Source organism: Streptomyces sp. NPDC046881 (assembly GCF_040645015.1).
Taxonomy (GTDB): Bacteria; Actinomycetota; Actinomycetes; order Streptomycetales; family Streptomycetaceae; genus Streptomyces.
Genome location: NZ_JBEYXJ010000052.1, coordinates 1 through 14,477 on the forward strand (window position 1 = coordinate 1; position 14,477 = coordinate 14,477).

At 74.3% G+C, this 14,477-nt stretch carries 10 protein-coding genes; 3 read left to right on the forward strand and 7 right to left on the reverse strand.

Going from position 1 to position 14,477, the window contains the following annotated elements:
• The coding region (locus ABZ923_RS23700; protein WP_361475098.1) for a pyridoxal-phosphate dependent enzyme at positions 1-1,085 on the reverse strand (1,085 nt) is incomplete at its 3' end.
• Between the two features lie 167 nt (positions 1,086-1,252).
• Between ABZ923_RS23700 and ABZ923_RS23705 the strand changes: the two genes are divergently transcribed.
• Positions 1,253-2,479 (forward strand): glycoside hydrolase family 88 protein, encoded by a 1,227-nt coding sequence (locus tag ABZ923_RS23705; RefSeq protein WP_361475100.1) that lies wholly within the window; start codon positions 1,253-1,255, stop codon positions 2,477-2,479.
• Between the two features lie 144 nt (positions 2,480-2,623).
• Positions 2,624-3,472, forward strand: a complete 849-nt coding sequence (locus tag ABZ923_RS23710; RefSeq protein ID WP_361475102.1) for an EamA family transporter — start codon at positions 2,624-2,626, stop codon at positions 3,470-3,472.
• Positions 3,473-3,486: 14 nt separating this feature from the next.
• Here ABZ923_RS23710 and ABZ923_RS23715 read toward each other — a convergent pair whose 3' ends face one another.
• Genes ABZ923_RS23715 through ABZ923_RS23740 form a run of 6 tightly spaced genes read right to left on the reverse strand, consistent with a single transcriptional unit; the run spans position 3,487 to position 12,676 of the window.
• On the reverse strand, positions 3,487-4,905 hold the full coding sequence (locus ABZ923_RS23715) for an aminobutyraldehyde dehydrogenase (protein WP_361475159.1): 1,419 nt from the start codon (positions 4,903-4,905) through the stop codon (positions 3,487-3,489).
• A 14-nt stretch (positions 4,906-4,919) separates the two neighbouring features.
• The gene (thpD, locus tag ABZ923_RS23720; RefSeq protein ID WP_361475104.1) at positions 4,920-5,831 is read right to left on the reverse strand and encodes an ectoine hydroxylase; all 912 of its coding nucleotides are present in this window, start codon (positions 5,829-5,831) and stop codon (positions 4,920-4,922) included.
• The gene (locus ABZ923_RS23725; protein ID WP_361475106.1) at positions 5,812-7,827 is read right to left on the reverse strand and encodes a primary-amine oxidase; all 2,016 of its coding nucleotides are present in this window, start codon (positions 7,825-7,827) and stop codon (positions 5,812-5,814) included. The genes thpD and ABZ923_RS23725 overlap by 20 nt, the downstream gene beginning before the upstream one ends.
• Positions 7,824-8,633: an alpha/beta fold hydrolase gene (locus ABZ923_RS23730; RefSeq protein ID WP_361475108.1), complete on the reverse strand. Its 810-nt coding sequence runs from the start codon at positions 8,631-8,633 to the stop codon at positions 7,824-7,826. Before ABZ923_RS23730 ends, ABZ923_RS23725 begins: the two co-directional genes overlap by 4 nt.
• Positions 8,626-11,514, reverse strand: coding sequence for an amino acid adenylation domain-containing protein (locus ABZ923_RS23735; protein WP_361475110.1), 2,889 nt, complete (start codon positions 11,512-11,514; stop codon positions 8,626-8,628). The genes ABZ923_RS23730 and ABZ923_RS23735 overlap by 8 nt, the downstream gene beginning before the upstream one ends.
• A gap of 1 nt (position 11,515) precedes the next feature.
• Positions 11,516-12,676 carry an acyl-CoA dehydrogenase family protein gene (locus tag ABZ923_RS23740; RefSeq protein WP_361475112.1) on the reverse strand — a complete coding sequence of 387 codons (1,161 nt, stop codon included), beginning with the start codon at positions 12,674-12,676 and terminating at the stop codon, positions 11,516-11,518.
• Between the two features lie 441 nt (positions 12,677-13,117).
• Between ABZ923_RS23740 and ABZ923_RS23745 the strand changes: the two genes are divergently transcribed.
• Positions 13,118-14,434, forward strand: coding sequence for an arginine deiminase family protein (locus ABZ923_RS23745; RefSeq protein WP_361475114.1), 1,317 nt, complete (start codon positions 13,118-13,120; stop codon positions 14,432-14,434).
• The last annotated feature ends 43 nt before the right edge of the window (positions 14,435-14,477 follow it).

Below are 14,477 nucleotides of genomic sequence, written 5' to 3' on the forward strand. Positions count from 1 at the left end.
CCCTCCCGATCTGTGCCCTCGGTGTCCCGCAGGACGACCCCCGAGCCGGGCCCCCGCCCCCGCCGCGCGCGGCGTCCGCCGGCGCCGGCGCCGGCGAGGAGCGTGCGGACACCGGCGAGCGCGGCGGCACCGCAGGGGCCCGAGGAGACGCCCAGCGCGGCGAGGTCCCGGGACGCGCGGGCGCTGTCGGTGTCGGTGACGGTGACCGCGGCGTCCAGTCCGGCGCGCAGCACGGGCCAGGCGGTGCTGGACAGGGTCCCGCAGTTCAGGCCGGCCATGACGGTCCGACCGGTGCCGACGTCGACCGGGGCGTCCCGCACGAGGCTGGCCAGGAGGCAGGCGGCGGACTCCGGTTCGACCGACAGCAGGGCCGTGGCCGGGGTCGTCGTACGGCTGCGGTAGTGGGTGACGACGGCCTGCGCCAGCGAGCCGACCCCCACCGGAACGGCCACCAGTCCCGGCGCGGCGGCCCCGGCGGCGGACAGCTGCTCGTCCGTCTCGGCGCACAGCGTGGCATAGCCCTGCACGATCCAGCCGGGAACGGTCTCGTACCCCTCCCATGCGGTGTCCTGGACCAGCACCGCGTCCGGCGCCCGCGCCGCCTCGTCCGCCCGGCGCACCGCCTCCTCGTACGGGCCCGGCACCCGGGTCACCTCCGCGCCCTCGCCGGCGATGGCCGCCGCGGTGGCCGGGTGGATGTCCTGCGGGACGAAGACGTGCGCGCGCCGGCCGTGCAGCCGGGCCAGCCGGGCCACGGCGCGGCCGTGGTTGCCGTCCGTGGCGCAGACCAGGGTGACCGGACCGCGGGTGCGCGCCGCGAGGACGAGGTGCACCGCCCAGGACGCGCCCAGAACCTTGAAGGCCGGCAGGCCCAGCCGCGCCGACTCGTCCTTGACGAAGACGCGCCCCACTCCCAACCCCACGGCAAGTGAGGGCAGTTCGGTCAGCGGAGTCGGGGCGTACCCGGGCAGGGAGGCGTGGAAGTTCCGCACCTCGGCGGGGGCCGGCGTGCAGCGCCAGGACCGGGCGGACGGCCGTACGAGCCACGGCACCGCCCCGCTGGACGGTGAGGACGTCTCACGCATCCCCTCAGCCTGCCCCCTCCCTCGGCCGTCGGTCCAGCACACGGTCCCCGCCCGGCCGGAACGGATGTTCACCCACATGAACACCGCCCACATGGGTGTACACCACGACGGCTTCTGTGCAAGGCTCAGTCAACTTCTCGTGTGGCAGGCGGAGTTGGAGGGCGGCCATGAGCGTTTCCCGGCGTGCACTGTTGGCGACGACGGCCGGTGCGGCGGCCGCAGGGGCCTTGGCGGGGCCGGCCGCGGCGGCGGACCGGCAGGAGGCAGGGGTGAGCCTGCGGTCGCTCCGGGCGGCGGCGGACTACGCCGTGGAGAAGGTCCGCGGCGTCGCGCCGGGCGTGACGGGATTCCCGGTCGGGACCAGGTTCGAGAAGTGGACGTACTCGCGCGGCGGGGACTGGGTGGGCGGCTTCTGGCCCGGCACGCTGTGGATGGCCTGGCTGCACAGCAAGGACGACTCCTTCCGCACGTGGGCGGTCGACTCGGCCCGTGGTCTCGCGCCCCGCCAGTACGACACGAGCACGCACGACCTCGGATTCCTCTTCTCCCCCTCGTGGGTCACCGCCTGGCGACTGACCGGCGACGAGGAGTGGCGGACGGGCGCGGTACGCGCGGCCGGCTCCCTGATACAGCGGTACAACCCGCGCGGGAAGTTCATCCGGGCCTGGGGCGCGCTGGACGACCGCACCAACGCGGGCCGCGTCATCATGGACACGATGATGAACCTCGACCTGCTGGCGTTCGCGAGCCGGCAGACCGGCGACGACCGGTACCTGGACATCGCCGTGGAGCACGCCGAGACCGCGCAGCGGGTGTTCCCCCGCGCGGACGGATCCACCCCGCACGTCTTCGACTTCGATCCGGACACCGGCGCCCCCGTCGGCCCCGGCACGGTGCAGGGGTACAGCCCCGCCTCGTGCTGGTCGCGCGGACAGGCCTGGGGGATCTACGGCTTCACCACGATGTACCGGCGGACGGGGAACACGGAGTTCCGGGACACCGCGCGGAAACTCGCCGACTTCGCCATCGCGGCGCTGACCCCGGACCACGTCCCGGTGTGGGACTACCTCGCGCCGCAGCAGCCGTACGACGTCAAGGACGCCTCCGCCGGGGCCGTCATGGCGTGCGGACTGCTCGACCTGCACGCGGCAACGGGCCGGCACACCTACCGGGAGGTGGCGCTGCGCCTGCTCACCGCGCTGTCGGACACCTGCCTGACGAGGAACTCCGCCCGCGCGGACGCGGTGGTGGCCCGCTGCACCCGCAACCGCCCGGCCGAGGACGGCATCGAGATCTCGCTGCCCTACGCCGACTACTACCTGCTCGAAGGCATCCTCCGCGTGCTCCGGCCCGAGGACGTCGACCGGGCCATCGACCTGTCGCAGCCGAGCTGACGGTGTGACGGCGGCCGTCCGCGCACCGGGCCGCGGTCCAGGGTGTCATCATCGCGAGGATCCCGGGTAGGGCGCTCCACATGCCTCTGCGTGCCGATCTCTCAGCCCCCTGGAAGAGCCCGCAGCCGTTCGCGGGGAGGGCCCGTGGGTGAGACGCTCGCGCTGGCCTCCGCGCTCTGCTTCGGGGTGACCCACTTCGCGAACGGGCTCGTCTCCCGCCGGATCGACGGCATCACCGTGGCCCTCTGGGCCCAGCTCGCCGGGAGCGTGGTCGCGGTGGTGGCGGCCCTGGCGTCCCCCGGTGGCTCGGCGACGGCGGGGGACTACTGGTTCGGGGCGCTCTCGGGCGTCGGGACGGGCGTGGGCGTCGCGTTCCTCTACCGGGCGATGTCCCAGGGGAAGATGAGCGTCGTCGTACCGGTCAGCGACGTGGGCGCCGTCGCCCTGCCGGTCCTGGTGGGCGTGGCCTTCCTGGGCGAACGGCCGGCCGCCGTCGCCTGGATCGGCATCGCGGCGGCCGTGCCCGCGCTCTGGCTCGTCGCGCAGGCGTCGGGACCCGGCCCGGACGGCGGCCGTGCGCCGGTGACCGCGGGCGTGCCGGCCGCGCTGGCCGCGAGCGCCGGCTTCGGGGTGCAGTTCCTGGCGATGGCCCAGGTGGGAGCCGATGGCGGCCTGTGGCCCGTGGTGGTCAGCCGGCTCGCCTCCGTCCTGGTCATCGCCGCGGTGCTGGCCCTGTACCGGTCCCCGCCGACGATGCCCGGACGGCTGACGGCGGTGGCCGCAACGGCCGGCGCGGTCGGGACGGTCGCCATCATCCTGTACCTGGCCGCCACCCGGCACCAGCTGATGGCCGTGGCCACCGTGCTCTCGGCGCTCTACCCGGCCATCCCGGTCCTGCTGGCACTGGTCTTCCTGCACGAGCGGCTGACCCGGTGGCAGGCCGCCGGACTGGTGTGCGCGGCCGCCGCCATCGGGCTCATCGCCCTGCGCTGAACCCGCCGGCCGGCTCAGGCGCCGGTGTACGTCATGACGTGCTTGACCCGCGTGTAGTCCTCCAGACCGTACGCCGACAGGTCCTTGCCGTACCCGGACTGCTTGAAGCCGCCGTGCGGCATCTCGGCTGCCGTGGGCATGTGGCAGTTGATCCAGACGATGCCGGCGTCGATCCGCCGGGCCATGGTCACGGCGCGGCGGTGGTCCCGCGTCCACACCGACGAGGCCAGTCCGTACCGCACGTCGTTGGCCATGCGCAGCGCCTCCTCGTCGTCGGCGGACGCCTGCACGGTGAGGACGGGGCCGAAGATCTCCTCCTGGACCGCCTCGTCGTCCTGGCGCAGACCCGTGACCACCGTGGCCTCGTGGAAGAAGCCCTCGCCCGGCAGCGCCGAACCCCCGGCGACGGTCCGGGCGTGCGCGGGCAGCCGCTCCAGATAGCCCCGCACCCGGTCGCGCTGCGCCGCACTGTTGAGCGGCCCGAAGTAGGCGCCGGTGTCGTCGGGCGGCCCGGGCGTCAACTCCTTCACCTCGGCGGCCAGGTGCTCCACGAACGTGTCGTGCACCGAGGCGTCGACGATGATCCGGCACGCCGACGCGCAGTCCTGCCCGGCGTTGTACAGGCCCGCCTCGGCGATGCCCCGCGCGGCGTGCGCCAGATCCGCGTCGGCCGCGACCAGCACCGGCGCCTTGCCGCCCAGCTCCAGGTGGACGCGCTTGACGTCGGCGGAGGCGGCGGAGGCCACGTCGGTGCCGGCGCGGACGCTGCCGGTGACCGACACCATGGCCGGCCCGGGATGCCGTACCAGCCGGCGCCCGGTCTCCCGGGTGCCGCACACCACGTTGAACACGCCCGGCGGCAGGAACTCGGCCGCCAGCTCGGCCAGCATCAGCGTGGTCAACGGAGTGGTGTCCGACGGTTTGAGCACCACGGTGTTGCCGGCCGCGACGGCGGGCGCGAACTTCCACACCGCCATCATCAGCGGGTAGTTCCAGGGGGTCACCTGGGCGCACACGCCGACCGGTTCCCGGCGTACCGACGAGGTGTGGTCGGGCAGGTACTCGCCCGTGGCCCGGCCCTCCAGCATGCGGGCGGCGCCCGCGAAGAACCGGATCTGGTCCGTCATGGGGCCCATCTCCTCGCCGGTGACGAGGTGCAGCGGCTTGCCCGTGTGGACCGTCTCCGCCGCCGCGAACTCCGAGGCCCGCTCCTCCAGGGCGTCCGCGATCCTCAGCAGGGCGCGTTGCCGCTCGCCCGGCGGGGTGTCCCGCCAGCGTTCGAACGCGTCCCGGGCGGAGCGTACGGCCGCGTCGATGTCGGCCTCTCCGGAGACGGGGGCCGTACCGGCGCGGCGGCCGGTGGCCGGGTTCACCAGGGGGACCGTCTCGTCGGTGCGAGCCGGACACCGGGCTCCGCCGACGAAGTTGTGCAGCGGTTCGCCGGGGTTCACCGGGCCTCCCCCACGGGTGTGAAGTCGCGGGAGGCGATGTACGGCGGCCGCGGCGCGGGCGCGGCGTACGGCGGCCCGAGCGTGTTGTCGACGCTGTTGTAGACGAGGAAGATGTTGGAACGCGGGTACGGCGTGATGTTGCCGTTCGAGCCATGCATGCAGTTGGAGTCGAAGAACGTCGCGGACCCCGGCGGCCCGGTGAACTGATCGATCCCGCCCGCCTGTTCGGCCAGCTCGCGCACCGCGTCCTGCTCGGGCATGCCGACGGTGGGGGAGTGGGTGCGCAGCGAGTTGCGGTGGTGGCCGGGCGGGGTGCGGCCGACGCAGGGCACGAAGGTGCGGTGCGAACCGGGGATGATCAGCAGGCTGCCGTTGTACGGGAAGTTCTCCGTCAGCGCGATCGAGACGCTCAGCGCGCGGGGCCGCGGCATGCCGTCCTCGGCGTGCCAGGTCTCGAAGTCGGAGTGCCAGTAGAAGGGGCCGCCGGCGAAGCCCGGCTTGTAGTTGACCCTGCTCTGGTGCACGTACACCTCGGAGCCGAGGAGCTGGCGGGCCACGTCCGCGAGCCGCGGGTCGGCGGCCAGCCGGGCGAAGACGGGGCTGACACGGTGCACCTCGAAGACGGAGCGGACCTCCTGGGAGGCCTCCTCCACCACGGTGCGCTCGTCGGCGCGCAGGGCGGGGTCCTCGGCCAGGCGCGCGGCCTCCTGCCGCAGGGCGTCCACCTCGTGGGGGCCGAACAGCGGGTGCGGGCTGTGGTGGTGGCCGCGGTCGGCGAAGCCGGTGCACTCGCCGGGCGCGAGCGGTCCGTCCGCGGGGTCGCCCCACACCACGGGGTCGGGCCGGGGCACGCTGGGACCGGGCTCCAGGAGCCGGGTGGGATAGCGGTCAGTGAGCGTGGTGGTCATGGTGTGCCTTTCCGGTGCGCTCGTCGGGCAGTTGGTCGTGGCAGGAGTCGGCGCGGCAGGCGTCGGGTGCGGGCAGGTCCAGGGCGGGGTTGCCGTCGAAGAAGCCGTTCGGCCGCAGGGTGAATCCCGTGGCCACCACCGGCATCGCCGGCCAGTCCTCGGGCCGTACGACGTGGTGTTCGCCGAAGGTGTGCCACAGCACGATGTCGGCGTCGGCCGTGGGCCGGTCGCCCTGCACGTACTCGGGCAGGCCCCCGTCGCCGGGGTGCTGGTTGGGGTAGTCGCCGGAGGCGTACATCTGGGCGGGGTCGTGCGCGGTGACCCAGAGATGGCCGTAGGTGAAGCGGGCCCGGTGCCAGGCCTGGCTGCCGCGCGGCTGCATGGGCAGCAGGCCCGAGGAGGGGACGAGCTTGTAACCGACCGGCTCGCCCAGGCCGTTGCGCCGGTGCGGGTTGACGATGTTCCAGAAGCGGCCGGTGGCGGACCGCGCGGTGCGCTGCTCGGCCTGCCGTTCCGTGGCCAGCAGACGCGGCTCCAGGCGCCAGGCGTTGCCGTACGGGTTGTGCTCGTCCATCGGCAGCGACACCGAGTCGACCTCGTACACCGAGTTGCGCGGTCCGTCGACGGCCATGTCCAGGCGCATGGAGAAGAAGTGCTGGTGGTGGGGGCCGTACAGGCCGGGCGCCACCGCCGTGCCGTACGGCGGGCAGGAGCCGGAGAACGCCCCCGTCGAGATCATGCCGGTGAGCTTGACCTCGAAGCCGATCGTGCCGTCCAGGTAGAGGTACCAGAAGTAGCCGTACTGGTAGTTGCCGAGGACGGCGAAGGAGGAGATGACCAGCCGGCGCTGGCGCCGCGTGACGACCCTGCCGGTGCGGAAGTCGGTGTGCTTCCAGGCGATGTTCATGTCCTCTTCGTGCATGCAGATCGCGTGCGGCAGCGTGACCGGCTCGCCGTCCTGGTCGTGCACCACGGCGTCGAAGTAGTGGATCTCGCCGAGGCAGTCGCAGCCGAGCTCCAGGGCGTTGACCATGAACCCGGCGCCGTACTCGCCCTCGTCGAAGGCGTTCTTGCGGTAGTGGGTGAAACCGGGGTCGCCGTACGGCGTGTACATCTCCGCCAGCGAGGCACGGTGGAGCACCGACCGGACCCGGCCCTGGTCCTCGTAGCCCAGCTGGTGCAGCACGAGGCCCTCGCGGACGGTGAAGCCGAGACGCAGCCGCCACTTCTGCCAGCGGACCGCGTACCCGTCGACGGTGAAGCTCGGCCCCTCGGGCTGGGTGATGTCGATGGGCTTCAGATCGGTGCGCTCCTCGACCACGGGCGGCCAGTTGCCGTCGGCGCCGCGCTCCTGCGGGTCGTAGTTGCCGGACAGCGGGGGCAGCGGCACCACGCCCTCGTCGGTGACGTCCAGGACCTCCACCGAGTCCAGGTCCACGAGGGCCACGAGGTTCTCGACCGGGCGGGCGTAGCCGTTGTCGCGGGGATGGGAACGGACGAAGGTGAGCGCGTAGGACAGCCGCCGTCCCGGCCAGTCGGGGTGGTCACCGGTGTGGCCGGTGGGCCAGGCGTCGACCATGGCGAGGGAGAAGTCGGTGACCCCGCGCCGGCGCATGGCGTCCTGCCAGCACGGGTCCGCGCGGACCGCGGCGTCGCACTGCTCGAACTCCTCCTCGGTGATGGCGGTCTGCACACCCGGCCGCGGCCGCCACCGGGTGACCTCCTCGGTGTCCAGGCACACCACGGCCTCGTAGGTACGGCGGTGCCGCCGGTCGCGCAGGACGACGGACACCTCGCGCGGCGGACGCCGCCCGGTATCGTCGTCCGCCAGGCGTTCCTTGTCCGGTTCCTTGAGCGACATCATCACGAACCGCACGTCGGCCGTGAGTCCGCGCCGGGACCTCAGCAGGGTGGCGGCGCGCCGGATCTCGTCGGCGGTGAGCGGCTCCAGCGGATGCCGCGTCGCCACGGTCGTCGTGGCCGGGGAGACGGTCACAGGGGCCTCCTGGACAGGTGGGCGGTGGGGGTCCGGGGCGGGACGGGGCGCGGCGTGGCCGCCTGGAGCAGGTCGTGCCGCAGGGCCTGCAGGACGAGCGGGCGGCCCGCGTCCAGGTAGAAGTGGTCGCCGGGGAAGCGCCGGTGCCGCACGACGGGGACGCGGGTCAGCTGACCCCAGTCGTCCAGGTGCCGCGGCACGAGCGTCATGTCCTCGGAGCCGGCGTAGACGGCGATCGGCGTCGGCAGCGGCAGACCACCGGGCCGGTGCCGGTAGGTCTCGGCGGCCGTGAAGTCCGCGCGCAGCGCCGGCAGCATCAGGCGCAGCAGCTCCCGCTCCTCGCGGATCTCCGGCGAGGTGCCGCCCAGCCGGATGACCTCGGCCAGGAAGGCGTCGTCCGGCAGGCCGTGGCAGGGGCGGGCGGGCGCGGTGAGGCGGTGCGGGGGCTCGCTGCCCGAGACGACCAGCATCGCCGGCGGCCTGCCCCGGCGCAGCAGCGCGCGGGCGGTCTCGTAGGCGGTGATGGCGCCCAGGCTGTGCCCGAACAGGGCGTACGGCCGGTCGTCGGCCGCCTGCTCCAGGAAGGCGGCCAGCTCGTCGGCACAGTCGCGGGCGAGGGCGGTCACGCTCGTGCGAGGTGGCTCGGCGTAGCGCCCGTCGCGCCCGGGGAGCTCCACGGGGTGCACGGCGACGTCCGGGGCGAGCGCGGCGATCCAGGCCCGGTACGCACCGCTGCCGGCGCCGGCGTGCGGGAAGCAGAACAGTCGGATCCGGGCGTCGGTGGGCGGGTGCCGGGGGTCAGTCATCGCGGTGGTCGCCTTCCCTTGCGTGCGCGGCGCTCTTGACGAGGTCCCGGACGGTGGGCGAGGCCAGGAAGTGCTCCAGGCGGACGTCCAGGCCGTGTTCGGCGCGGACCCGGGAGACGAACCGGGCCGCGTGCAGCGAACTGCCGCCCGCGGCGAAGAAGTCGTCACCCGGGTCCAGCCGGTCCTGGCCGAGCAGCCGGCCCGCGAGCGCGGCGAGGGTGTCCTCCAGGGCGTCCGGCCGGCCGCCGTCGGCCACCGTGCCCCGCGGCTCGGGCCGCAGGGGCGGCAGCGCGGCGTAGTCGGTCTTGCCGTTGCCGGTGACGGGCAGCGCGGGCAGGAAGCCGTAGGCCGCGGGGAGCATGTAGGCGGGCAGGGTGCGGCGCAGGTGCCGGGTCAGCCCGTCCGGGTCCGGCGGTTCGCCGCCGGCGGCGACGACATGGGCCTCGACCCGGTCCCCGACGGCCCGGACGGCCGCCGCGCGGACACCGGGGTGCCGTTCCAGGGCGTGCTGGATCTCCCCGAGTTCGATCCGGTGGCCGCGGATCTTCACCTGGCGGTCGGTCCGGCCGAGGAAGTGCAGGACGCCGTCCCGGTCCATGCGGACGAGGTCGCCGGTGCGGTACATGCGTGCGCCGGGCCGGCCGGCGAAGGGGTCGGGCAGGAAGCGCCGCGCGGTCAGGCCGGGACGCCGGCGGTAGCCGCGGGCCACGCCGGCCCCGCCGACGTACAGCTCGCCGGTCCGGCCGGGCGGCACCACCTCGCCGTGCTCGTCCAGCACGTGCACGCCGACGTTGGCCAGCGGGACCCCGATCGGCACCGGCGCGTCACCGGCCCCGGCGTCGCAGCGCCAGGACGTGACGTCGATCGTGCACTCGCTGGGGCCGTAGAAGTTGTGCAGCTGCGCCGCCAGGCCCAGCGCGTGGAACCGTTCGACCAGCCGCGGCGGCAGGGTCTCGCCGCCGCAGAAGACGTAGCGCAGGCCGGTCACGTCGGCCGGCGCCGGGTCGTCCTCGTCCAGCAGCACGTCCAGCAGCGAGGGAACGCAGGCCAGCACGGTGGTGCCGGTGTCCCGCATGAGGGTGAGCATCCGGTGCGGGTCGCGCAGCGCCCCCGGCGGGGGGACGACGAGCGTGGCGCCGGAGACGAGCGGGGCGAAGATCTCCCACACGGAGATGTCGAAGCCGAGGGAGGTGTGGTGCAGGACCGCGTCCGAGGGGTGCAGCGGGAAGGCGGCCGCGTCCCAGTACAGCCGGTTGGTGAGATTGCGGTGCTCGACCTCGACCCCTTTGGGGGTGCCGGTGGAACCGGACGTGTAGAGCACGTACACGAGCGAGTCGGGGGCCGCCGGCCGCTTCTCGCCGCGGGGCTCCGCCGGGTCGCGGGCCAGGTCCCGCACGGTGGTCACCGGGGTGCCGAGCGGCGGCAGCCGGTCGAGCAGCCGGGGATCGCCCAGGACGAGGGCGGCCTCAGCGTCCTCGGCCAGGAAGGCGGTGCGCTCCGGTGGGTGGGCGGGATCGAGCGGCAGGTAGGCGGCACCCGCCTTGAGCACGCCGAGGATGGCCGTCACCGCCCCGGGGCCGTGCTCCATGTACAGCCCGACGAGGTCGCCGGCACCGATGCCGCGGCGGCGCAGCGCCCCGGCCAGGTGCTCGGCGTCCGCGTCGAGCCGCGCGTAGGTGAGCTCGCCGTCGGCGCTGCGCACGGCGACCGCGTCGGGGTGGCGGGCCGCCGCCAGCTCCACCAGCTCGTGCACGCACCGGCCGGCCGGGTAGCGCACCTCGGTGTCGCGCACGCTCGCCGGTTCCCGCAGCCGGGCCAGCCGGCGCGGGGCGGTCACCCGGCGGTGACGGGGCTCCGCCGCGGCGGGCGAGGGGAGCGGGCCGTCCGGGTGCGCGTACGGTCCCCAGCGTGCCGTTTCCGTCAGCAGGCGGCGGTGGCAGGCGGCGACGGGGCTCCCGTCGTACAGGCCGAACGTGCCGTGGACGTGCACGGCATGGCGCACGCAGTCCTTCACCAGCGCGGTGACCGCGGCGGTCAGCGCCAGCGCGTCGGCCAGCACCCGCCCGGACCGCTCGGGCGACAACTGCTCGCCCTCGGCGCCGAGTTCGCGCAGCCGAGCGTCGTTCGCCAGCCGCAGCCCCTCCAGCCGGGCGCGCTGCGCGGCGAGCGGGAACGCGACGGCCTGGTAGGAGCCGATCGGGCGGCCGAACTGGAGCCGCCGGCGGGCCCGTTCGACGGCCTTGCCGAGCGCGGCACGGGCCAGGCCCAGCAGATGGGCGTTGCGCAGCAGCACACAGCCCGCCCACAGCGGACCGGCGGGCACGCCGCTCAGGCCGGGGTGCGCGGTGCCGGGCGGGTCCGTGGCCACGGCCAGGAGCGGGTCGCCCGGGGTGGGGTGGGGTGTCGCCGCGGCCGGCCGTCGACCGGTCACGGTGTCCGGCGCGCCGGGGGCCGGGAGCAGCACGAGGTCCGGCTGCTCCTGGGTGAACAGGGCCGGTTCGGGGTGGCCGTCGTACCCGGTGCGCGGTCCGTCCGGTCCGGTGGTGTCCCGGCGGGGGCGCGGTACGGCCACCCCCACGCCGCACGCCCCCGTGCGCACCTCCCGCGCCAGTTCGGGTGCCGTGCGGGTGAGCAGCGGAAGCGCCATCAGGGTGTCCAGCGGGTCGCTCGGGCCCTGGGCGAGGCCCAGTTGCTCGGCGAGGCCGGCGGCGTCGGCGGCCGTCAGGCCCAGGCCGCCGTCGTCGACCGGCAGCAAGGCGGTGTTCCAGCCGTCCCGGGCGAGCGAGCGGCGCACGTCGGCGACGCGGGCCGGGTCGCAGGAGTCGAGGGTGGCGGCGAAGTCCTGGAGCAGCTGCTGCTGCCAGGCACTGTGTCGAGGCATGTCAGACGTGCTCCTCCCAGGGGTCGCCACCGTCCAGCAGGTCGGTGACCACGGTCGACAACTGCATTTCCGAGGTGCCGGCGGCGAGCGTCAGGCCGGGTGCCTCGCGGACCGCCACCATGAGGTCCGGGAAGGCGGGAGACCCCTGCGGACCGAGCAGGTCCCACGCCAGCCAGGCGACCTGCTGGGCGAGTTCGCTGCTCCACCACTTGGCAGCGGCGGCGGCGGAGGCGCCGAGCCGCCCGTCCGCGAGGTCGGCCACGGCCTGCCAGCCCAGCAGGCGTGCCGCGGTCACCTCGGCGTCCAGCCGCGGAAGTTCGCCGGCGCCGCTCGTACGGGCCGGTCCGGCGCGCGTCTCCAGGGCGCGGGTGAGCTGGTCCAGCCAGCGGCGGGCCCGCCCGGCGAAGCAGATGCCGGTGCGCTCCAGCCCGAGGGCCTGGGTGAGCATCGACCATCCCGCGCCCGGTGAACCGATCAGCGCCTCGTCGTCCACCTCGGCACCGTCCAGGTGGACCGTGAAGAACCGCTCCGGGTTGACCGTCGCCAACGCCTCGACACGCACCGCGGGATGGTCCAGGGGCACGACGAACAGGGCGGTGGCCGCGTAGGCGTTGTCACCGCCGTCGGCGACCCGTGCCGCGCAGATGCCGTAGCGGGCGTCCGCCGTCGTGGCGTTCCAGGTCTTGGCGCCGGTCAACCGCCAGCCGTCCGTGGTGCGTTCGGCTCGGGTGGCCATGCCGCCGAGGTCGCTGCCGGCGTCCGGTTCCGTGTACAGCACGGAGAAGACGACGCGGCCCGCGGCCATCTCCGGGCAGTGGCGGCGGCGCTGCCGCTCGGTGCCGAACGACAGGAGCGTGGCGCCGGCGTTGTCGATGGTGTTCACGCGTGCGCTGTCGGGGACCCCGTGCAGGGCGAGTTCCTCGGCCACCACGGCGGTGGCGGTCACGTCGGCGCCGCGACCGCCGTACTCGGGCGGCCAGTGCGGGGCGAGCAGACCCCGGCCGCCCAGCTCCCGATAGGTCAGCCGGGGGAGCGGACACTCCTCGTGCGGCGGAGTTCTCCAAATGCCGTTCAGTTCTTCGCGTAATTCCGGTGCTGCCAGCAGCTGCCGTACTTCAACGCGTAAATCGGAGTTCTCTACAGGGGCGAGTGAACCGGACACGAATAATTCCCACTCGTTCGACGGTCCTGTCGGCAGTCCTGCCATTTCCCAGTGTGAGGACAGCGACAGAGCTTCTGTCAAGGGCCCTGCAGCAAGGGGCTCAGGAGGTCGCGACCCGGTAGTTCCCCGCACACAGGATTCAAACCCGCGACTTTGCGTCGCCTTTTTCGGGGCGGCCCGATCCGGTGAAAGGAACGCCTTCACACAACCTTCAGATCATGCCTGTCCGTGCAGGTCACCACCCTCTCGGGGGACGGCCGACCGGCAATTAACGGCACCATTCGCGAGCGATTCCCGGGTGGTCCGTTGACGTCCGCGCCTGGATTTCCCTACGTTGACCGAACACGGCACTGCTTCCCTGACCGGGGCAATACGCCGCTCGCTTTCCGCGTGCCTTCCTGAGCAGACCCCGGTCCCCCTCCCCCCTTCCCAGGAGCAGCCATGAGGCGTTCTCCTGCCCTCTACGACGACCCGCACCCGCGGCAGCGCGCCCCCACGGACGACCCGCCCCCGGAGCCCGCCCGGCCACCGGACCTGGCGGCCCTGCGCGACACGTACGTCGACGACGAGACCGGCGTCCTGCGCCGGGTGCTCACGCACCGCCCGGGCGCCGAACTGAGCCGGCTCGGCCCCGGCAACTGTCACGATCTGCTCTTCGACGACGTGCCCTGGGTGCAGCGCGCCCAGGCGGAACACGACGCCTTCACCGGGCTGTTGCGCCGCAACGGGGTCGAGGTGGTGGAGCTGGAGGCGGTCCTGGCCGCCGCCCTGGCGCACCCCGAGGCCGGCCGGCGGACGGTGCGGGCGCTCGTGGCCGCCCAGCGGCTCGGGCCGCCCGTGGCCGCGGCGGTGGACGCCATGTGCCACGCGGTGCCGGTCCGCGAACGGGCCGGGCTGCTGCTCGCGGGCATCACCGTGCGGGAACTCGCCGCCGAACACCCGCGTGCGGTCGCGTCCTCGCTGGACACCCTGACCCGTTCCCCCGACGCGTTCGTGCTGCCGCCGCTGGTGAACGCCCTCTTCGTGCGGGACAGCAGCAGTTGGCTGGGCCCCTGCCACATCGCCCACCGCATGGCCGGCGCGGCCCGCCGGGCGGAAGGCCTGCTGCTGGGTGCGGCCGCCCGCGCCGCCGGAGCACGGCCGCTGGCCGTCCACGGCCCCGCCGAGCCCGTGGAGGGCGGCGACGTCCTGCTCGCGGGACCCGGCTGCGTCCTCGTCGGTGTCGGCGAACGCACCACACCCGCCGCGGCGGAGCAGTTGGCCCGCGCGCTGCTCACCTCCGGACGGGCCCGGCACGTGTTCGCCGTCCTGCTGCCGCGGGCCCGCCAGTGCATGCACCTCGACACGGTGCTGACCATGGTCGACGGGGACACCTTCCTGGCCAGCGATCCCCATCTGCGGGCGTGCCGCTGGTTCGCGCTGCGGCTCGACCGGGACGGCGCGGTCGTGGCCGCGAGCGTCGACGACCCCCTGCCCCGCCTGGCGAGATCCCTCGGCCTGCCCGCGCTCCGACTGATCACGGCGGGCGGCGACCGCACCGGTGTCGCCGCGCAGCGGGAGCAGTGGAGCGACGCCGCCAACGTGCTGGCGATCCGCCCGCGCACGGTCATCGCCTACGACCGCAACGTCGTCGCCAACGAGCAGTTGAGCGCCGCCGGCATCGAGGTGCTGACGACACCCAGCGCCGAACTGGTCCGGGGCAGGGGCGGCCCGCACTGCCTGTCCTGCCCCCTGGTCCGCGACCCCCTGCCCACCTGACCCGTCACTCCCTCCCGTACCTCCCCATCCCGTCATCCCGTCC

Coding starts and splice junctions, on each gene's coding strand:
- ABZ923_RS23705 (WP_361475100.1), top strand. CDS start 1,253: ATGAGCGTTTCCCGGCGTGCACTGTTGGCGACGACGGCCGGTGCGGCG.
- thpD (WP_361475104.1), bottom strand. CDS start 5,831: ATGACCACCACGCTCACTGACCGCTATCCCACCCGGCTCCTGGAGCCC.
- ABZ923_RS23730 (WP_361475108.1), bottom strand. CDS start 8,633: ATGACTGACCCCCGGCACCCGCCCACCGACGCCCGGATCCGACTGTTC.
- ABZ923_RS23735 (WP_361475110.1), bottom strand. CDS start 11,514: ATGCCTCGACACAGTGCCTGGCAGCAGCAGCTGCTCCAGGACTTCGCC.
- ABZ923_RS23745 (WP_361475114.1), top strand. CDS start 13,118: ATGAGGCGTTCTCCTGCCCTCTACGACGACCCGCACCCGCGGCAGCGC.